At 57.3% G+C, this 20,290-nt stretch carries 18 protein-coding genes; 10 read left to right on the forward strand and 8 right to left on the reverse strand.

All coding sequences use genetic code 11. The features are described 5' to 3' along the window. Positions 1 to 20: 20 nt before the first annotated feature. Together AC0TOF_RS07550 and AC0TOF_RS07555 are read right to left on the reverse strand one after the other, a co-directional pair. Entirely contained in the window at positions 21 to 740 is a 720-nt protein-coding gene (locus AC0TOF_RS07550) for an LrgB family protein (RefSeq protein WP_122000845.1), read from the reverse strand. A 4-nt stretch (positions 741 to 744) separates the two neighbouring features. Beyond that, positions 745 to 1,104: a CidA/LrgA family protein gene (locus tag AC0TOF_RS07555; RefSeq protein WP_122000846.1), complete on the reverse strand. Its 360-nt coding sequence runs from the start codon at positions 1,102 to 1,104 to the stop codon at positions 745 to 747. A 259-nt stretch (positions 1,105 to 1,363) separates the two neighbouring features. Here AC0TOF_RS07555 and AC0TOF_RS07560 point away from each other — a divergent pair, with 259 nt between their 5' ends. The 3 genes from AC0TOF_RS07560 to AC0TOF_RS07570 are packed head-to-tail and all read left to right on the forward strand — an operon-like array spanning position 1,364 to position 3,423. Further along, complete coding sequence (locus tag AC0TOF_RS07560; RefSeq protein WP_473767743.1) at positions 1,364 to 2,404, forward strand: LLM class flavin-dependent oxidoreductase; 1,041 nt, start codon at positions 1,364 to 1,366, stop codon at positions 2,402 to 2,404. A 17-nt stretch (positions 2,405 to 2,421) separates the two neighbouring features. Continuing rightward, positions 2,422 to 3,072: an NADPH-dependent F420 reductase gene (locus AC0TOF_RS07565; RefSeq protein WP_473767744.1), complete on the forward strand. Its 651-nt coding sequence runs from the start codon at positions 2,422 to 2,424 to the stop codon at positions 3,070 to 3,072. A 27-nt stretch (positions 3,073 to 3,099) separates the two neighbouring features. Further along, positions 3,100 to 3,423 (forward strand): GNAT family N-acetyltransferase, encoded by a 324-nt coding sequence (locus tag AC0TOF_RS07570; protein WP_473767745.1) that lies wholly within the window; start codon positions 3,100 to 3,102, stop codon positions 3,421 to 3,423. A gap of 60 nt (positions 3,424 to 3,483) precedes the next feature. Here AC0TOF_RS07570 and AC0TOF_RS07575 read toward each other — a convergent pair whose 3' ends face one another. From AC0TOF_RS07575 to AC0TOF_RS07595, 5 genes are all read right to left on the reverse strand, one after another. Then, positions 3,484 to 4,929, reverse strand: a complete 1,446-nt coding sequence (locus AC0TOF_RS07575) for a c-type cytochrome (RefSeq protein WP_473767746.1) — start codon at positions 4,927 to 4,929, stop codon at positions 3,484 to 3,486. Positions 4,930 to 4,931: 2 nt separating this feature from the next. Then, positions 4,932 to 6,578 (reverse strand): GMC family oxidoreductase, encoded by a 1,647-nt coding sequence (locus AC0TOF_RS07580; protein ID WP_473767747.1) that lies wholly within the window; start codon positions 6,576 to 6,578, stop codon positions 4,932 to 4,934. A 1-nt stretch (position 6,579) separates the two neighbouring features. Further along, complete coding sequence (locus AC0TOF_RS07585) at positions 6,580 to 7,140, reverse strand: sugar dehydrogenase complex small subunit (protein ID WP_473767748.1); 561 nt, start codon at positions 7,138 to 7,140, stop codon at positions 6,580 to 6,582. A 147-nt stretch (positions 7,141 to 7,287) separates the two neighbouring features. Beyond that, positions 7,288 to 7,920 (reverse strand): isochorismate family cysteine hydrolase YcaC, encoded by a 633-nt coding sequence (gene ycaC / locus AC0TOF_RS07590; protein ID WP_122000853.1) that lies wholly within the window; start codon positions 7,918 to 7,920, stop codon positions 7,288 to 7,290. 157 nt (positions 7,921 to 8,077) lie between these two features. Beyond that, complete coding sequence (locus tag AC0TOF_RS07595) at positions 8,078 to 9,025, reverse strand: ring-cleaving dioxygenase (RefSeq protein WP_122000988.1); 948 nt, start codon at positions 9,023 to 9,025, stop codon at positions 8,078 to 8,080. A 142-nt stretch (positions 9,026 to 9,167) separates the two neighbouring features. Here AC0TOF_RS07595 and AC0TOF_RS07600 point away from each other — a divergent pair, with 142 nt between their 5' ends. Next, positions 9,168 to 10,067: a LysR family transcriptional regulator gene (locus AC0TOF_RS07600; RefSeq protein WP_473767749.1), complete on the forward strand. Its 900-nt coding sequence runs from the start codon at positions 9,168 to 9,170 to the stop codon at positions 10,065 to 10,067. 98 nt (positions 10,068 to 10,165) lie between these two features. On the opposite strand, the gene AC0TOF_RS07605 is transcribed toward AC0TOF_RS07600, so the two are convergent. Next, entirely contained in the window at positions 10,166 to 11,509 is a 1,344-nt protein-coding gene (locus AC0TOF_RS07605; protein ID WP_473767750.1) for a nucleotide sugar dehydrogenase, read from the reverse strand. Between the two features lie 332 nt (positions 11,510 to 11,841). Between AC0TOF_RS07605 and AC0TOF_RS07610 the strand changes: the two genes are divergently transcribed. The 6 genes from AC0TOF_RS07610 to AC0TOF_RS07635 all read left to right on the forward strand — a co-directional run bounded on the left by AC0TOF_RS07610 (position 11,842) and on the right by AC0TOF_RS07635 (position 20,217). After that, on the forward strand, positions 11,842 to 13,182 hold the full coding sequence (locus tag AC0TOF_RS07610) for an adenylate/guanylate cyclase domain-containing protein (protein ID WP_473767751.1): 1,341 nt from the start codon (positions 11,842 to 11,844) through the stop codon (positions 13,180 to 13,182). After that, positions 13,179 to 14,129 carry a polysaccharide lyase family 20 protein gene (locus tag AC0TOF_RS07615; protein WP_473767752.1) on the forward strand — a complete coding sequence of 317 codons (951 nt, stop codon included), beginning with the start codon at positions 13,179 to 13,181 and terminating at the stop codon, positions 14,127 to 14,129. The genes AC0TOF_RS07610 and AC0TOF_RS07615 overlap by 4 nt, the downstream gene beginning before the upstream one ends. 101 nt (positions 14,130 to 14,230) lie before the next feature. Next, positions 14,231 to 16,111 carry an ABC transporter ATP-binding protein gene (locus tag AC0TOF_RS07620; RefSeq protein WP_473767753.1) on the forward strand — a complete coding sequence of 627 codons (1,881 nt, stop codon included), beginning with the start codon at positions 14,231 to 14,233 and terminating at the stop codon, positions 16,109 to 16,111. Further along, positions 16,108 to 18,045 carry an ABC transporter substrate-binding protein gene (locus AC0TOF_RS07625; protein WP_473767754.1) on the forward strand — a complete coding sequence of 646 codons (1,938 nt, stop codon included), beginning with the start codon at positions 16,108 to 16,110 and terminating at the stop codon, positions 18,043 to 18,045. Before AC0TOF_RS07620 ends, AC0TOF_RS07625 begins: the two co-directional genes overlap by 4 nt. A gap of 1 nt (position 18,046) precedes the next feature. Beyond that, entirely contained in the window at positions 18,047 to 19,045 is a 999-nt protein-coding gene (locus AC0TOF_RS07630) for an ABC transporter permease (RefSeq protein ID WP_473767755.1), read from the forward strand. Then, positions 19,042 to 20,217 (forward strand): ABC transporter permease, encoded by a 1,176-nt coding sequence (locus tag AC0TOF_RS07635; protein WP_473767756.1) that lies wholly within the window; start codon positions 19,042 to 19,044, stop codon positions 20,215 to 20,217. Before AC0TOF_RS07630 ends, AC0TOF_RS07635 begins: the two co-directional genes overlap by 4 nt. Positions 20,218 to 20,290 lie beyond the last annotated feature (73 nt).

Below are 20,290 nucleotides of genomic sequence, written 5' to 3' on the forward strand. Positions count from 1 at the left end.
GCGGCAAATGGTGCGTAGCCTCAATTGAGAACCAATTTGACAAGCAAAGGAACAACAAGCGACGTTGCGATGGCATTCAGCGCCATGGCAATTCCGGCAAAAAGCCCCGCTGTTTCATCAACATCGAAAGCGCGGGCGGTTCCAATACCGTGGGACGTCAATCCGACCGCAAACCCACGTGCGGCATAGTTTTTTATCCGCATGGCGTTCATCAAAGGGGTTACGACCAGCGCCCCTATGATACCGGTAAGCACGACCAATACGGCGGTCAGCGACGGTGTGCCGCCAAGAGTGGAAGAGATTGCCATTGCAACCCCTGCGGTCGCTGATTTCGGCAGGAACGAAATCAGCACTTCGTTGGAAAGATTGGCCCACTCGCCCATGACAAGGATGGATAGAACAGCGAAGAAGGACCCCACGATCAGCGCCGCGCCCATTGGAATGAGCGTCTTTCGTACTCGCTGCCATTGGCGAAATAACGGGACTGCAATGGCAACAGTGGCCGGGCCAAGCAGAAAGTGGATGAACTGGGCTCCCTCAAAAAAGCTCTCGTAGGGAACCTCGAAAATCAGAAGCAGACTGGAAAGCAGCACGATTGAAATCAGAACAGGATTGGCCAGCGGATGCCGTTTCAGTCGGACGGAAATATTCGTCGCCAGAATCCATACGCATAAGGTGAGGGTCAGCCATAGCAACGGTGAAGCGGATAGATAAACCCAGAGTTCGAGCGGGTGTTTCATATGACTATCTCCGCTCCATGAAATGCTGCACGAGAACGAATGTCCAAACCGTCACTGCCAATGTGAGAACTGCTGAGACGACGACGATTGCCAGAATTTCCGTGGCTTGGCCCTGTATCTGCTTCCACATCGCTACCACCCCGACGCCGGCCGGCACAAAAAGCAGACCGAGATTGGCAAGAAAGCCGTCGGCGGCAGTTTCGGCTTCGGCAAAGACGTTCCAGTTAAACAGCTTGCATAGCTGCATGGCGACAAACAGAAGCACGAGCCCCACGACGGGGCCCGGTATGGGGAGCCCGCTCATGAAGATGATGCTTTCGCCCAACAGCTGGAACAACAATAGCAGCGCTATACCTTTGATCATGAAGGCTTCATCTCCGGTTCAAATCTCAAGAGCCAAGGTAACGACCGGCGGTCCTGCCGTCTATACGGTCGGCAGTCATAGTGTTTCTGATATGCGGGAGCATATGCCCTTGAACGAGTTTAAATCAAAGGCACTTTCAGAATACCGGGTTTCCAAAAAGTGCCTTCTTGTACAGTGGTAAGCAGTACCAATATTATACTCAGTAACTAATAGATACCAATGACTTGGGCTGTCAGCATGGCCTGAAGGAGAGAATGATATGGAATTGGGCGTATATAGTTTCGGGGATGTGCAGAAGAACGCGGCGACCGGCGAGCTTGGCTCGACAGCGGATGCAACGCGCAACTTGCTTGAGGCTATTCAGCTCGCCGATGAGGTTGGCCTCGATTACTTCGGTATTGGTGAGCATCATACGCGTGAGATGCCTGCTTCTGCTGCAACCGTTATTCTGGGTGCGGCGGCGTCGACCACGAAGAACATCAAGCTTGGCAGCGCGGTAACCGTGCTGAGTACCGATGATCCGGTGCGTGTTTACCAGCAGTTTGCTACCGTGGACGCGCTGTCCAATGGCCGCGCCGAAATTACCGCTGGTAGAGGGTCTTCAACCGAATCCTTCCCGCTTTTCGGACATGATCTCAACGATTATGATGAGCTTTATGCCGAAAAGCTCGATCTGCTTTTGAAGATCAATGAAAGCGAAAAAGTTACCTGGCAGGGTAAATTTCGCCCGGCGTTGAACGATGCGCTTGTTGTGCCGCGTCCCGAGAGCGGTTCGCTGTCGGTCTGGCTCGCCACCGGAGGCAATCCGCAGTCGTCGGTTCGCGCTGGCCTGCTCGGTCTGCCGATCTCCTATGCGATCATCGGTGGGCAGGCCTCGCGTTTCGCGCCATTGGCCGATCTTTATCGGCGTGCCGCCAAGCAAGCGGAAATCGCACCGGAAAAAGTGAAGGTCTCGGTCGCAACGCCGGGCTTCATCGGGGAGGACGCTGCAGAAGCGAAGGAATTCTTCTGGACTCATTGGCATGCTGTCATGGAGCAACTTGGCAAAATCCGTGGTTTCGCACCGCCGCCCCGTTCGCATTATGACCGCGAGGCAAGTGGTTCAGGCGCACTTTTTGCCGGTAGTCCGGAGGAAATCGCCGAACGGATCATCGAGTTGCACAAGCACCTCGGCCATATGCGGCAGTTTTTGCAGATGGATGTCGGACAAATGCCCCACAAGGCATTCCTGCGTTCGATAGAACTGCTGGGCACCAAGGTAAAGCCGCTTGTCGATGCGGAGCTGGGCTCTGGAAAATAAACAGGAGCAAACGGAATATGCTCATATCTCAGGTCAAAACTATCGGCATACTGGGTGCTGGCCGTGTCGGCACCGCCATAGCTCGTCGCGCACTTGCGGCGGGTTATGCGGTGCGAATGGCAACCTCCAAAGCGCCGGAAGAAATCGCGCTCGTACTGGAAATCATGGTGCCGGGCGCTCACGCCGATACAGCGGAAAATGTGATTGCAGCTGCCGATATCGTCGTGCTTGCACTGCCACTTTCCAGATATCGCAGTCTTGTGCCGGAACAGTTGACCGGTAAGATCGTTATCGATGCCATGAACTACTGGGCACCGACGGACGGAACGATAGCCGAGTTTGAAGGTGAGCGTTCAAGCAGTGAGATCGTGCAGGATTTCCTGCCGGGTGCCCGGCTGGTGCGGAGCTTCAACCATATGGGCTATCATGAAATAGATGAGGAGGCCCGTTCGGAAGGTGATCCAGAGCGACGCGCGTTGGCCGTTGCCGGAAACGATGCTGATGCACGCCAGGCGGTGGCTTCGTTTATCGACCGTATCGGCTTCGATCCTGTCGATGCCGGGCCACTGGCCTTCAGTCGTGCGTTCGATACCGGCACGCCGCTGTTCGGCGCGATTATCAATCGAGCAGATATGGAACGTGCTTTACAACTGCCGCAAGCTGGTTAGCCAGTCGTAAATTGGGAGAAGACTGAAATGGCCGATATGATAATGGGCAAGGAAGATACGGGCGTTCGCAACGGACGTTATGTGGCCCGTATAGACGGCGTTGAAGGTGAAACTGAAATCACTTTCACCAAGCGCGGTCCCAACCAGATCAGCGCCGATCACACCGGGGCACCGGACAGCATGAAAGGTACGGGATCGGCTGCGGCGCTCGTCACTTTCATGATTGAGGATGCGCGCCGGGAGGGAATAAAAATCATACCGCTTTGCCCCTATGTCCGGGCGCAATATCGCAGACATCCTGAATGGGCCGATGTGATGACCGTGCCGCCGGGAGAAGACCCGGCGGTCTGATTTCTTTTTTGCAATATCTTGGTGAAGGGCACAAAACCCCTGCCCTGCCGTGGGCGAGATTTACATCTCGCCCTGCTTCCGCCGATATAAAAAATACCAGCCAAGCAAAGCTGACAGGAAGACCAGCCCGCCCGCCAGCCCCGGCAGGATGAAGGGCTGAAGCTTTGCAAGCAAAGGCGTCGGGCCGCCATTGCGCGCTGTCTCGACATCCTCAACAGAAACCTTGACGTCAGAATTGCCGAAACGGTTCAGGACATAATTTGCGATCTCCGCGATCTGGGTATCGGAGAGCGCGTTGACATAGGACTGTGGTCCAAACCCTGGCATCAAGATTTCGTGGCCACCGGTTTCCCGCTCAACGCCATAGAGGATGGTGGAGATGAGATTGGCAGGATTACGCGATCCGATGGTCGTGTTGTTGAACAGGGATGGGTATGCCTGTCCCTCACTGCCAGCCGCTTCGGGTTGATGGCAGCTCGCGCAATAGCCGCTATAAAGCTCTGCGCCGGTTTTCAGACTGTTATGGGAGTTTTCCGGAAAAAGTCCGCGAATGGCGGCTTCGTCCGACCCCTTGCCCGTAAACGCATGACGGGCTGTCTTGTCCTGCGGATCGCGCACAGGACTGGTTGATTTCAGGTAGACAGCAAGCGCTTTCAGATCGCTGTCTGGAAGGTGTTGCAAGCTGTTTTGAACGGCCTCCGCCATGCCACCGGCGGCTTGTGCCTTGCCCTCGACATGTCCGGTACGGAAATACTGCATCAGTTCCGTTTCAGTCCAGCCGCCAATCCCGCTTACCGGATCTGAGGTGATGTTTGGCGCGTACCATGAACCAACCATACCACCTGTCAGTTCCGCGTTTGCCGTCTGCCCCATCAGGATATTGCGTGGAGCATGGCACGACGCACAATGGCCCAGCGCGCCAGCCAGATAAGCGCCCCGGTTCAGCTCATCGCTTTTCGCCGGATCGGGCGCAAATGGCTCACGGTTGGCGAAAGCAAGATTCCAGGCCATCATTGAGATGCGGATATTGAACGGGAAGGGAAGCTGTGTCTGCGCTTTCGCCGGCTCGTCCACTGGCTCGACGCCATTCATGAAATAGGCGTAGAGAGCGTGAATATCCGCGTCCGTGATCTCGCCATAGGCATCGTAGGGCATGGCCGGATAGAGGTGACCGCCATCCTTGCGAATGCCCTTGCGCACAGCGTTGGCAAAATCTTCTTCGGAATAGGTGCCTATGCCGAATTCTTTCGACGGCGTGATATTGGTCGAATAGATCGTTCCCAGAGGCGATACGATGCCATAGCCACCAGCGAACGGCTTTCCACCGCGCGGAACCGTATGGCAGGCCATGCAATCGGCTGCGGTCGCGACGGCCTTGCCTTGCTCAACCAGTGCGTTCGTAGCCGGAGACTGGGCATTTGCCGATCCGGACAGAGCCAACAAGGAGACGGCGCTGATCAGGAGGGTGCGAAGGTGGAACACATTTCTGTTTGTTGCCTTGCCCATTTTCACGCTCCCAAACGCCTGGAAATGTCATCTGCTGCCTTGATGCCAAGCGCCGCCATGGTGAGCGTGCTGTTGACCACGCTCGCCGATGGCATGGCCGAACCGCCTGCAATCCAGAGGTTCTCGTGATCGTGAGCCCGGCAATTGCCGTCGACAACGGAATCCTTCGGATCGCTGCCCATGATGCAGCCGCCCATGATGTGATTGTTGGCATTGAGCGAGGTGGTGATGTGGAGGTCCGTAGCGTCAAACAGTCCTGCAATATGATTGAGCTGCTGGACGGCTGCGTCATAGCCTTTGCGGACATAATCGCCGACATCATAATAGACATCCGGGCAAGGAATCCCATGGGGGTCCATGCGCGTCTTGCTGAGCGTAACACGATTATCCGGATGCGGAAGCGGCTCCAGGCTGATTGAGAGATCCACACCGTGGATCGTGCGCTTGCGGATTTCCGCGTCTAGTTCCGGCCCCACGAGCCCCTTCTTCAAGGCCGCGCTGGTGGCTGATGTCACTTGGGTGATGTTGTTGAGAATCATCTTGTTGGACGAATATTCAGACCGGAATGCTCCGTCTCGCGGCCCGACAAGGCAGCTGGACTGCGCAGGCCCACGGCCAATCCAGAGCGGCTCATTTGCCTGAAAGAAGCAATGGAAGCCGGAATGATCCATCATGTTGCGCCCGACCTGATCCGATGAATTGGCGATGCCGGCGGGGTTGCGTTCATTGGCGGCGGCGAGCAGCAGGCGGGGCGATTCCAGCGAGTTGCAGGCAATAACGAAAGCTTGCCCGGTTGCCTTGTGCGAGCGGTGCTGGCTGTCGTACCAGTGAATAGCCGTGATGCGGTTGTTTTCATCAGTGTCTATTCGATAGACGACGGATTCCGCCAGAACCACAGCGCCTTTGGCCTCGGCGGACACCACTGAGTGGATGCCGTTATACATGGCGCCTATCGGACATATAGGCTGGCAATTATTGTTGCCGCAGCAGGTGGGACGGCCATTCCAGGGTCTGGTGCTGCGCGCCTGCGGGATCGGCACGGAACGATAGCCATGCTGGTTGACGACCTCGGCAAAGCGCTTGTCGCCAAAGCTCCACGGCACCATGTCCATCGGATAGGGACGGCTGCGTTCGGGTGGCGATTGCAGCGCCGGATCGTTCGGCCCGGCGACGCCCATGGCTTCTTCCACCCGGCAGTAATAGGGCTCCAGCTCGTCATAGGAGATCGGCCAGTCGCGCCCCACGCCATAGGTGGAATACATCTTCAGATCGACCGGAAGGTGACGCCAGCTTGACGCCGCCCAGTGCCAAGTCGTTCCGCCGACCGTTTTCAGATAGCCCTGCTTGAAGCCTTTTCCGTCCGGCCCCGACAGGCCGACATAGTTGTTCTCCGGCCAGTAGAGCGGGGCCGGAGCCCATTGCGACTGCGGGTAGAGCCCCTGAAAGTCCGACCCGGCACGGTTTGCGAAGGGCATATTGCGCCAGTTCTCGACAGCCTGCGCGCGGTCAATGCGCAAACCCGCATCAAGCACGAGAACGGATTTGCCCTCCCCTGCAAGCTGATCGGCGATCAACGCGCCGACAACACCGGAACCGACGATCACGACATCTGCGGTGGCGTCACCATTATCAAAGACGGGGGATTTCATCTTACAGCACCTTCGGGACGTTGACAGGCATACGGCTGATTTCCGGCGGCAGGTCCGTCCACCAGATCGGTCCCTTGTTGCAATAGGTCGGGACTACCAGTCCGTCGGCCACGGGCCGATACATGAGCGCATCGTGATAGGCCACAACGACGGGGCCATTGCGGGTCGTGACGGTGCCCGTATACCAGGCGGTCACGATAGCCATGACGGCATCGCCAAGCCCCTCTTGCACGGCCGCAGCCTTCAGCATGTTGGGTTGAGGATTTTGCGTGGCGAGGCGACCAAGTTCCTGAACTGTTTTGGAAAATGTAGGATCGTCGCCAAGGAACGCTTCGTAAATTCGCTCGGCGGTATGTGGGGAAAGGTCTCTCTGCCCGGTCACAGCGTGAGAGAGGGCAAGAAAGGACGCTTGCTCCCCGTCAGCAGCCGAAGATGGCTGGGCGGCCAGACCCGCATCGTAGCTTGTGATGCCTGTCAACACGAATGCCGCGCCGGCCAGCAAAGTGCGGCGGGTCATGTACATGGAGTTGGACCGCAATGGAAAAACGGGTTTGTTCGTCATGAGAGATATCCCCACGCGTTCAGGATTTCAGATACTCGAATAGAAATTATTCCAAGTAATTCCCTGGTCGGTAATTATGTCTTCTGAATAGGTAAAAGCCGATAAAAATCTTCGGGCCGCCCTTGAAACAGGGCGACCCGAATAATGTTACTTGGCGCTCTTCGCGTTCACGGTCGTGTAGCTCGTGATCAGGTTGCGGTAGTCGGGGATGTGGTTGGAGAACAACGTTCCCAGACCTTCCACATCGTTGCGCCAGTCGCGATGCAGTTCGCAGGCAGTACCAAACCAGGTCATGAGCTGAACGCCAGCCGCGCTCATACGGTCCCAGGCCGAGTGGCGTGTCACGTCGTTGAAGGTGCCGGAAGCGTCGGTGACGACGAAAACTTCAAAACCGGCTTCGATAGCCGAAAGCGCCGGGAAGGCCACGCAGACTTCGGTAACGACGCCAGCGATGATGAGCTGCTTCTTGCCGGTCGCCTTGACGGCCTTGACGAAGTCTTCATTGTCCCAGGCATTGATCTGGCCGGGGCGCGGAATGAAAGGCGCGTCGGGGAAGATTTCCTTCAGTTCCGGCACGAGCGGACCGTTCGGGCCGTCTTCGAAGCTGGTGGTCAGGACCGTGGGCAGGTTGAAATATTTGGCCAGATCGGCAAGCGCCAGAACGTTGTTCTTGAACTTGTCCGGATCGATGTCGCGAACCAGCGACAGGAGGCCGGTCTGGTGGTCGACCAGAAGTACAGCTGCATCGTTCTTGTCCAGTCGAACATAAGGTTTCGTCATGGTCGTCTCCTTTGAATTACCCGCAAGTGGGGATGCTACGTGAACCATCGAACGGCCCTTTGCGGGTTTCAGAGCCATTTGGCATGGTTGGTATGCGTTACCGGTCGAACCGGTTCCGGGCCGCTGCCCCGGGGGCAGAAGCAGCGGCCCGCCTGCCTCAACCGAGCGGTTTCAGATGCGCCTCGATAGCGGTACGTCTTCCTTCCAGAAACGGTGGCAGGGAAAGGTTTTCGCCCAGGCTTTCCAGCGGTTCATCGACCGTGAAACCCGGACCGTCCGTTGCGATCTCGAACAGGTTCCCCGCCGGTTCGCGGAAATAGAGCGAGCGGAAATAATAGCGTTCCACCTCACCGGAATTCGGGATACGGAACTGTGACAGCCTGGCGGCCCAGTCACGGCTTGACTGGACGTCAGGCGTGCGGAAGGCGACATGGTGTGCGGCACCGGCACCCTGGCGCGCTCGGCCAAGCTCCGGCTGCACGGCGACATGCAGTTCGGATGCCGCGCCGCCCTCGCCCATGCTGTAGACATGGACCTCGCCCTTGCCGTCCGGCGAGGCATATTGGCGGTCGCGGCTCATTTCGAGCACATGGGTGAGCAACGTATCGGTGGCCTCAAGCTGGGGCACGGAGATGGTGATGGGCCCAAGCCCGCAGAGTTGATGCTCGGTAGGCACCGGGCTCCGCTCCCATGGCTGCGCCAATCCGGCGCCGCCGTCTGCGACCAGCCTGAGACGGTGGCCGTCGCCGTCTTCGAAATCGAGCGAAGCCCTTCCATCGATAATCTGTACCGGACCAGCAGCCACGCCCGCATCTGACAAACGGGCAGCCCAATATTCGAGATTGTTCTCGTTGCGCACCCGAAGTCCTGTGCGGCTGATGGACGAGGTTCCGCGCCTTTCGCGCTCCACCGGCCAGTCGAAGAAGGTCAGTTCGGTTCCAGGCGTCGCCGCACCGTCGGAATAGAAAAGGTGATAGGCGCTGGTATCGTCCTGATTGACGGTCTTCTTGACCAGGCGCAGGCCGAGCAGCTCGGTGTAGAAGCGCTTGTTAGCCGCGACGTCAGCGGTGATCGCAGTCAGATGATGAATGCCCGTCAACTGCATTTGAAAAACTCTCGCATTTGATACATTCACAGCCTGATCGATTTCGGCAGGCAAAGTAAGCAATCTATCCGGAAACGCAGCGTTCGCGATTTGCGAACGCATGCATGGTTGCTTCTCGTCGGGTTTCGGCAATAATCGCTATATGAGGTGGACAATCGACGAAATCAGGACTTTTCTGGATGTGATGGAGACCGGCACGGTCTCGGGCGCAGCCGCGCGCTCCAATCTTTCCAAATCGGTCGTCAGCAAGCGTATCGCCGAATTTGAAATGGCGGTGGGAGCGGCTCTTTTCCAGCGCCATGCGGGGCGCATAACCCCGACCGACAGCGCGCAGGAGCTGGCGCTCCGGCTCCGCCCGTCGCTGGCTGAAATGACCAATGCAGTGGAAAGTGCCGGCTGGGGCATGGCCGGCTTGCGCGGCTCGCTGGCGATTTCAGCGCCGATGAGTTTCGGGATCCGGCATCTCAGTCCGATCATTGCCGATTTTGCTCGTCAGCATCCCGATCTGGAAATAATGCTCGACTATGACGACCGCCTCATTGATCTGGTGCGCGGCCGTTTCGATCTTGCAGTCAGAATCGGACAATTGCAGAATTCCGGACTGATGGCGCGCAAACTTTGCGAAGACCCCCGTGTGATGGTCGCAAGCGCCGACTATCTTCGCCGCCGCGGCACCCCCACCACTCTGGCCGAATTGCAGGACCATGACTGCATTGGCTATCTCAATCTGCAATCGGCGAGCCTGTGGCAATTTATGGAGCCGGGCGAAACGCCGGTGGGTTTTGCACCGAAAACCAGAATATCCGCCAATAATGGCGAGGCCATGTGCGATATGGCGATAGCAGGGCTTGGCATTGCGCTGCTGCCGCTGTTTATCGCTTATAAGGCGCTGGAAACGGGGCAGCTTGTGAAGGTTGCAGAAAATCTCCGGCCCATGCCGCTGCCCATCTCCGCCGTCTGGCATCCGGTGAAACCAATGCCCATGAAATTACGCGCGATTCTCGACCATCTGGCCAAGGGATTTTCGCAACTCCCGATCTGAATGAGATAATCGCACAAAGGACCATCGGCAGCTTAAAACGGCGCCACAAATCCCTTCGTGTTCCGAGGTCGATGACGTGTTGCCGGACAAGCTGGCGGTTACGCGCCTATAATGTGCGGAGCCCTGTATCCCAGTTTCCCAAGCACATTTCTGGTATCCACGATCAGCGCTGCTTCTTTCACGATGCACTCGTAATCGACGGCGTCGTGGTCAGTGGCAATCAGCACGGCGTCATACTGATTTAACTGTTCTGCCGAAAGAGCGACCGACTTCTTGCCCATCAGGTGGAGGAACTCGCGAGTGCGTGGTATCTCGTCGACGAACGGATCGTGATAATCGGTCCGGCCACCGCGTTCTTCGATAAGTTCGATCAGGCGCAGCGACGGGCTTTCCCGGATGTCAGGCACGTTTTTCTTATAGGCCAGACCGATGATCAGAACGGTCGAGCGGCTGAGAGCCTTGCCGGCGCGCATGTCGAGCGCTTCCGCCAGCCGCCCGATCACATAACGCGGCATCGCCGAGTTGATTTCGCCCGCCAGCTCGATGAACCGTGTCGGCAGCTCGAATTCGCGTGATTTCCAGGTCAGGTAGAAGGGATCAATCGGGATGCAATGACCGCCAAGCCCAGGGCCGGGATAGAACGGCATATAGCCAAAGGGCTTGGTCTTCGCGGCTTCGATGACCTCCCATATATCGATACCCATCGCCGTATAAAGGGTCTTGAGTTCGTTCACGAGAGCGATATTCACGGCGCGGAAGACATTCTCCGTCAGCTTTACGGCTTCCGCGGTTGCGTTGGAGGAGACGGGCACCACGGTCTTGACGACTGCGCCATAGAAGGCAGCCATCAGTTGTTGCGCTTGCGGGCCGTCGCCGGAAACGACCTTCGGTATTGTCGAGGTTTCGAAATGGCGGTTGCCCGGATCTTCACGCTCGGGCGAAAAGCCGAGGAAGAAATCCCGGCCGGACTTCAGGCCGGTTTCTTCCAGAATTGGACGCACCACGTCATCGGTCGTGCCCGGATAGGTGGTGGATTCCAGCACGACGAGTTGTCCGGGACGCAATGTGGATGCGATGGACCGGCTCGTCGCCACCACAAAGGAAAGGTCCGGGTCGCGATGCTTGGTCAGCGGCGTGGGTACGCAGATGATGACGACATCGCAGGCAGCCAGCGCGTTGAAATCGGTGGTCGAAGCGAAGCGGTCGGCCTTGCTGACCCTCGCCAGCACGTCATCCGGCACCGCTTCGATATAGGATCGATGTGCATCGAGCGAAACGATCTTTTCCACATCGATGTCAAAACCAGTGACACGGAAACCGCTGGCAGCAACGGTGACGGCAAGCGGTAGCCCCACATAACCGAGGCCGATAACGCCGACACGCGCGCTCCGGTTCTGGATGCGATGGGCTAAATCATGAAAACTGGCCCGGGAAACGGTCAAAGGAGCGTCTTTCTTTAAATGGAAAGCAAGGATCGATGACGGACCGCGCGCAGTCCTTTTCCCCACATCATTTTCATCAAATTAGCAGGTCCTGACCCTAGATGGCTTGATTGCCGAAACCTGTCAAGAATGCCTGACCCTGTTTCCCAATTGCGTCACTGGCACATCATCGCCTTATCCCACGCAAAACTGTTTCGCACCTTTGCCGGAATGCACTAAGCTCAGAATCTCGTGATTTGAATTCTGTTCGCAGCTTCCTAACCATCGTTTTTCGCATCTCCCATGCAAGGTTTTTCACGCTTTGCCGGAAGTGCATTTTATAGGTCACAACCATGCGCAAGACCCAAACCGGCGTATCGACCGTCCTTCTCGACAAGGCCGCCGAATGGCTGACGCGATCATCGATGGCGGGAGAGACCTTGCAAACCATCCTTCTGGGGTTTTGCGAGCGCCTCGCCGCCGCTGGCCTGCCGGTCGCGCGGGCGCATATGACATTCTCGATGTTGCATCCCCTTTATGATGCCGTCGGTTTTACATGGCATCGTACACAGGGCCTGACCATTGAGGGATACAGGCACAGGCAGGGCGAAAATTCCGAACGTTTTCGCGCAAGTCCGTACTACTATCTGCTTTCCAACAAACTCGACCATCTGCGTCGTCGCTTCACACCGGATTCCGTCGATGAATTTCCGGTCTTTACAGAGCTGAAACAGCAGGGAATGACCGATTATCTGGCATTCATCCAGCCATTCGGCGCTCATTCCATGCAGGGCATGATGGGATCGTGGGCAACGGACAGCCGCTCCGGCTTCGATGACGACATGATTGGCGCTCTTCTGAAACTGCAAAGTCATCTGGCGGTTGCAGCGAAAATCGCTGTGCTCAGCAAACTGACGGACAGCATGCTGACCACCTATCTGGGCGGCGATGCCGGCCGGCGCGTTCTCAACGGCCAGATCAAGCGTGGCGATGGCGAAACCATACGAGCAGCACTCGTCATGGGCGATATGCGCCAATCCACCGCGCTTGCCGAGAAAGAGGGACGGCAGGTCTATATCGACACGCTCAATCAGTTCTTCGATGCTCTGGCGGCTCCGTTCAACCGCAATGGCGGCGAGATTCTCAGTTTCATCGGCGACGGCTTTCTGGCCGTTTATCCGTGTGGCCGCCACCGCGAACCTTCGGTTGTTGCCTGTCAGGCGGCGCTTTCGGCTCTGGCTCAAGCGCAAGCCAATGTGGCCGGTCTGAACCGGGAGCGCCGAAAGAACGGCAAGTCTGCCATCCGATACGGCGTCGGGCTGCATGTGGGCAATGTGATGTTCGGAAATGTCGGCCTGCGAGACCGGTTGACCTTCTCGGCCTTCGGTTCCGCCGTCAATGAGGCGCAGCGCCTGCAAGCCTTGACGAAGCGATTTTCGTCGGAAATTATCGCCAGCGGAAATTTCGTGAATTATAGCGGCGGGGACTGGGTAAAGCTTGGGGACGAAAAGTTGCGCGGTGTGGGGCAGAAAGTGACGGTCTATCGTCCAAACTCGCTGACATGTTGTAATGCGGACGAACTGGCGGACGGCTTCAACGCAGGCGGGTTGTCCGAAGCGGAACAGATCATGCTGCTCTATCGCGACGCGGATTCAAAGGTCTCCCAAAACACGGGGGAGAAAGCCACAAAATGAAGCGTGTCGTCCTTTCTCTGGCTGCGCTCCTGTTCATCGCGATTCCGGCGGCGGCGGTAGCAATGGAGCCCTGGAATACACCTCGCGGCGATGATTTCGAAGGCACCGATTTTTCTCCGTCAGGCGGTCTTTATTATCGTCGCAATTTCGAGCAAAGCGCAGGCACTGTCGAATTTCAGTCAGACGTGACCTTCAAGGGCAACAAGGCGCTGAAACTGAGCGTCAAACCCCTTTGCCCTCAAACCAAGAAAAATTGCAGCGAACGCGCGGAAATTTGGGAGAAGACCGATCAACGCGTGCCTTACGATCAGGGTATCTGGTACGGATTTGCCGTCCGGTTCGCCGACCCCATTCCCAGTGGCGACCACCGCTATCTGATAGCGCAGTGGAAACGTGAGATCGTACCGGGCGCGGAGGGTGATTTCAGCCCGTTTCTGGCGCTTCGGCTGAACAACGGCAAGCTTTTCGCGACGGTCGAGACCAATTATATCACGCCCGCCGAAGTAAACGCCAAACCTTCCGAGCCTGAAGGCACGCCGGTCTGGTTTCGCCCGGATGTCAACCAGATGCGTGCTCTGGTCGCCAGTCAGGAGGGCTGGACCACGCAGGACGATCCGCGTTTCGATAGCAGGACGAGCGCGATGACCGTCATCGATCGCGGCAATAAACTACCGTCGCCGCAGTCCGGCTGGATCGACTTTGCGATCTTTACGAAACCCGGTCCTGACGGGTCCGGGCACATAGAGATATTTGCCAACAACAAATGGGTTGTCACGGTGAAGGGCCGCATCGGTCACAATGATCCGGGACTGGGCGCCAACCAGTATTTCAAGTTCGGGCCTTACCGGGCTGCCGACAAGACGGACTGGACGCTTTACTACGATCATTTTCGTCGTTCCTCCCGCTGCGAGGACGTGATGGAGGCAAAATTCTGCCCGGTTTTTTGATCGGGCCGCAGGGGACGTTCGACTGCTCTGGACACGTCGTTGACGCTGCGCTAGGCTCAATTCGTGGCCGCGAAAGACGCTTTGGGGATCGGTAATTTCGCATGAAGTCGAGTACGGATCTGTTACGCGTCGAGGGGCTGGATATTTCCTTTTCCACGCTGGGCAACAAGTGGAGCGTCGTCAACGATGCCAACTTGCGCATTCTGCCCGGCAAGGTGACAGCGCTCGTTGGCGAATCCGGCTCCGGTAAATCCGTTATCAGCCAGTCAATCATGGGAATTCTGCCTCGCAATGGCCAGGCCGAAGGGAAGATTCTGTTCACCGATCCGGTGAATGGCGAGACGACGGATATTCTCAAGCTGGTGAATGACGGGCCTGAAATTCGCGCCCTGCGCGGCAGCCGTATCGCCAAGATATTCCAGGAGCCGATGACGTCGCTGTCACCGCTCCATACAGTTGGCAACCAGATCAGCGAAGTGCTGACGATCCATGCCGAGATGACGAAGGCCGAGCGGCGCGCCCGCACGGAGGAAATGCTGGGGCTGGTTGGCTTCTCCAACCCGTCGCGGACGTTCGACATGTATCCGTTCGAGCTTTCCGGCGGAATGCGCCAGCGCGCCATGATTGCCATGGCGTTGATCTGCCGCCCGGCGCTTCTGATCGCCGATGAGCCGACGACGGCGCTGGACGTGACAATTCAGGCGCAGATTCTCGAATTGCTTCGCGATTTGCAGCATAAGCTCAACATGGCGATGCTGTTGATCACACATGATCTTGGCGTGGTGGCCAATCTGGCCAATGAAGTGGTGGTCATCTATCACGGACGAATTCTGGAAGCTGGGCCGGTGGAGGAAATTTTCCGCAATCCGCAGCATCCCTATCTGAAAGGTCTGATGGCTGCTGTTCCGCATTTCAACATGCGCCCCGGCGAGCGCCTGAAGGCCCTGCGCGAAGTTCCGGTTCAGGCCGAAACGCTATGGAAGAAGAAGCCGCCTAAGGGCGACGCGCCGGAAATCTTGCTGTCCGTGCGCAATCTCACCAAGGAATACACCATTCGCAAGGCGGGCCTGTTCGGCGATGACAAGGCAGCTTCGGTGCGCGCTGTCGATGGTGTCAGTTTCGATATAAAGCGCGGCGAATGTCTGGGCCTCGTCGGCGAAAGCGGCTCGGGAAAAACGACAGTCAGCAAAATTTTGATGCGGGCCGTCACGCCCGATCAGGGTTCGGTTACCTTCGATGATGGCGACGGACCGGTCGATGTGCTTGCCGCCGAGGGCGCGCAGCTGATGGATCTGCGCACAAAAATCCAGATGATATTTCAGGATCCGGTCTCGTCGCTTTCGCCGCGCATGACTGTCGGCAGCATCCTGAGCGAGCCGCTTGAAATCCACAAGCGCGGCGACAAAGCCTATTGTCAGCAGAAAGTGCGGGCGCTGATGCAGGCGATTGGCCTCGATGAGCGCTATCTCAGCCGTTATCCGCACAGCTTTTCCGGCGGTCAGCGCCAGCGGATCGGCATTGCGCGCGCGCTGGCGCTTGGGCCGCAGCTTGTGGTCTGCGATGAGCCGGTGTCGGCGCTCGACGTTTCAGTGCAGGCCCAGATTCTCAATCTTCTGAAGGATCTTCAGAAGGAACTCGGCCTGACCTATCTTTTCATCTCGCACAATCTGGCGGTGGTCGATTACATGGCCGACCGGATCGCCGTCATGTGCGGCGGACGGATCGTCGAACTGGCGCCAAGCGAAATCATTCTGCGCAGGCCGGTTCATCCCTATACGCAGGCCCTGCTTGCCGCCATACCGTTCCCGGACCTCGACAGGCCGCTGGATTTCGATACCCTGCGTGGCAGCGGGGCGTCGGATCGGCGTGGCTGGGGGCCGCTTTTTTCCGGGGAGACGGGCGATCTGGCGTCGGTCGATCTTGGCAACGGCCATCTGGTTCTGGCGAGCAGTTCAGCGACGATCGGGGAGTTGAGAAATTGATTACCCGCAGAACATTGCTGGGCGGCGTAGCCGCCTCTCTTCTCCCGCTTCCAGCTCTTGCCGACTGGGACCTTGAGCCGGATTTTTTTGACGCGCATCTGCTCGCCCGCAGCCTGCCGCCGATTGGCGAACGGATTCCCGCGCAGCCGCGTGTCGTTCGCATGAAAGACATGGGGCGCCAGCCGGGCCGTTATGGCGGAGAGCTGCGCACGATCATCGGCAGCCAGAAAGATATCCGCTACATGACCATCAACGGTTATGCGCGTCTGGTGGGCTATAATGAGCGGCTTGAATTGCAGGCCGACATTCTGGAATCCTGGGAGGCGCAGGACGACCGGATTTTCACCTTTCATCTGCGCGCAGGGCATCGATGGTCGGATGGCCAACCGTTTACAGCCCTGGATTTTGCCTATTGGTGGAATGATGTCATTCTCAACCCGGATCTGACGCCGGATGGCGGTGCGCTTGAACTGCGCATCGATGGCAAGCTGCCGCAATTTGAGCTGATTGATGAGCGGACTGTCCGTTATAGCTGGCAATCGCCGAACCCGGATTTTTTACCCAGTCTGGCGGCCACACAGCCCATAGTCCTTGCCGGGCCGTTTCATTATCTGCGCCAGTTCCATCCGAAATATCAGGATCCGTTCCGCCTCTCGTCGCTCATGAATCTGTATCGCGTCAAGAAATGGACCGAGCTTCACACGAAGGTTTCCCGCCAGTATCGACCGGAAAATCCTGAACTGCCGGTTCTCGATCCATGGCGCAACATGACAGCGCCGCCAGCCGAACAATTCGTGTTCGAGCGCAATCCCTATTTCCATCGCATTGATGAGAATGGGCGGCAATTGCCCTATATCGACCGGGTTATCCTCAATGTCAGCTCATCCTCCATCATTCCGGCCAAGGCCGGGGCCGGAGAAAGTGATCTTCAGGCGACGAATATCGATTTTACGGACTATGCCTTCCTGAAGGATGCCGAAAAACGCTATCCCGTGAAAGTCCATTTATGGAAGCTGATACGCGGATCACGTCTCGCGATCCTGCCCAATCTCAACTGCGCGGACGATGTGTGGCGCGGTCTTTTCAGGGATGTTCGCGTCAGGCGGGCTCTTTCGCTTGGCATTGACCGGCATGAGATCAACATGGCGGTGTTTTATGGACTGGGTACGCCCAGCGCCGACACCTTGCTGCCGGAAAGCCCGCTCTATAAGCCTGAATATGCCAATGCGTGGATTCAACACGATCCCGATCAGGCCAATGCGCTGCTCGATGAAGCCGGTCTGCAAAGGCGCGATGCAAACGGCATCCGCCTGTTGCCGGACGGGCGGCTCGCGGAGATCACGATTGAATCGGCAGGTGAAAGCACGCTGGATACGGACGTGCTGGAACTGGTCACGGATCATTGGCGCAAGATCGGCATAGCGCTATTCACCCGCACCAGCCAGCGTGATATTTTCCGGTCCCGTGCCATGGCAGGGCGGATCATGATGTCCATATGGTTCGGGCTTGAGAACGCCGTTGCCACCGCGGATATGAATCCTGCCCAACTGGCGCCAAGCTCCGACGATCAGCTGCAATGGCCGCTCTGGGGCATGTATCAGCTGTCGCTCGGCGCAAAGGGCAAGGCACCCGATCTGCCTGAAGCGGTTGAGCTTTGTACGCTACAGAAGCAATGGCGCTCCTCCGCGCATATGAGCGAGCGCTCCGAAATCTGGCACAAGATGCTTTCGATCTTCACCGATCAGGTGTTCTCGATCGGTTTGGTCAATGGCACGCCGCAGCCGATCCTATACACGTCTTATCTGCGCAATGTCCCGGAAAAAGGATTATGGGGCTTCAATCCGACCTCGTTTCTCGGCGTCTATATGCCGGATACGTTCTGGTTGGCCGACACGCCCGAGAGCCCGAAGCAAAAACTGGCGGGAGAGGGCTGAGATGCTGCGCTATATTCTCTGGCGCATCGCCGCCATGGTCCCGACCTTGCTGATTATCTCGGCGCTTATCTTCACGATCATTGAGCTGCCGCCGGGAAATTTCTTCGAAAGCCAGATTGCCGAGCTTCAGGCGCAGGGCGAAACGGTCAATCTTCAGGAAATCGAGGCGATGCGCCGCCAGTACGGTTTCGACAAGCCACCGGTCGTGCGCTATTTTTACTGGGTGGGCGGAATGCTCCAGGGGGACTTCGGCTATTCGTTCGAATATCAGCTGCCGGTCAGCGAGGTGGTCGGCGACAGGCTGTGGCTGACGATCCTCGTCTCATTTTGTACCATTGTCCTGACCTGGCTGATTGCCTTTCCCATCGGCATGTATTCGGCGACGCATCAATATAGCTGGGGCGATTACGGGTTTTCACTGTTCGGGCTGCTCGGCATCGCCATTCCGAACTTCATGCTGGCGCTGATCCTCATGTATTTCGCCAATATCTGGTTCGGAACGTCCATCGGTCACCTGATGGATCAGAAATATATTGCCGAACCCATGAGCTGGGCGAAGGCGAAATCCATTCTGGAGCATCTGTGGATTCCGGTGATCATCGTCGGAACGGCTGGAACTGCGGGCATGATCCGGCGGCTGCGCGCCAATCTTCTGGACGAGTTGCAGAAGCAATATGTCATGACGGCGCGGGCCAAGGGCCTGCATCCGTTCCGCGCTCTGGTGAAATATCCGCTGCGCATGGCGCTCAATTTCTTTGTGGCCGACATCGGCTCCATCTTGCCGACGATCATATCGGGCGCCGAAATCACGGCAATCGTGCTGTCGCTGGAAACCACGGGGCCGATGCTGATCAAGGCGCTGCAAAGCCAGGATATGTATCTGGCCGGGTCTTTCCTGATGTTCCTTGCGTTTCTGACGGTTATCGGAATGCTCATATCCGACATCGCCCTGGCGATCCTGGATCCACGCATCCGGCTGCAAGGGGGGCATAGAAAATGAGCACCATGCTTCCGCCGCCGGGCGCGCCGCTTCCCCATTTCGTGTCAGACGCGCCGTTCGATCCATATTCCGTCGAGAAGATGACGGATGCGCAGGCGAAAATCCATCTCGCGTCCAACCGCCAGTTGATGTGGTGGAAGTTCAGGCGTCACAAGCTTGCGCTTGTATCCGGCATTTTCCTGATCCTGCTCTATGGCGCTATCGTCATCGCGGAATTTCTGGCGCCGTATAATCTGCATACGCGCAACGTCGATTTCATCCATGCCCCTCCGCAAAGGGTGCATCTGTTTCACGAAGGAAAATTCGTCGGGCCATTCGTTTATGGTCGCCAGATGACCCTCAATATCGATACGCTGCGGCGCGTCTACACTGAAAACAGAGCGGATGTGCAGCGGCTGCGTTTCTTCTGCCGGGGCGACAATTACCGGTTCTGGGGGCTGTTCAGCAGCAATTTTCATCTGGTCTGTCCGGCACCGGATGGACAGATGTTTCTTTTTGGCACTGATCGCCTTGGCCGCGACGTGCTGTCCCGTATCATTTATGGCGCGCGGATTTCGCTGACCATCGGCCTTTTGGGCGTCACTATCAGCTTCGTGCTCGGCATTATCATCGGCGGCATTGCGGGTTATCGCGGCGGCTGGTTCGATCTGATCGTCCAGCGGATCATCGAAGTCTTGCAGGCCTTGCCCAGCCTGCCATTGTGGATGGCGCTTTCAGCGGTGATGCCGATTTCATGGAGCCCGATCCTGATCTATTTCGGCATTACCATCATTCTGGGCATGCTGGACTGGACCGGGCTCGCGCGCGCCGTTCGCTCGAAAATCCTTGCGCTGCGCGAGGAGGACTACGTTCTGGCTGCCCAACTGATGGGGGCAAGCAGCCCGCGCATCATCGGTCGGCATCTCGTGCCCGGCTTCATGTCGCATCTGATCGCGGCGGCCACCATATCGATCCCCGGAATGATTCTTGGGGAAACAGCGTTGAGTTTTCTAGGACTTGGGCTTAGACCTCCTATAACGAGCTGGGGAATCCTTTTAACCGAGGCCCGTAACGTCAGTGTCATCGCGTTCTATCCTTGGCTGCTTCTGCCCATGGTTCCCGTCATTCTAGTCATTCTCGCGTTCAATTTTTTGGGAGATGGCTTGCGCGATGCAGCTGATCCTTACAGATAAACGCAATCATGAGGCCACACCGCGTGCATTTTCCCAGCATCGCCGTCTTTACCGGTTCTGAATATTTCACCTT

It is taken from the genome of Ochrobactrum sp. PL_is501, assembly GCF_055816895.1.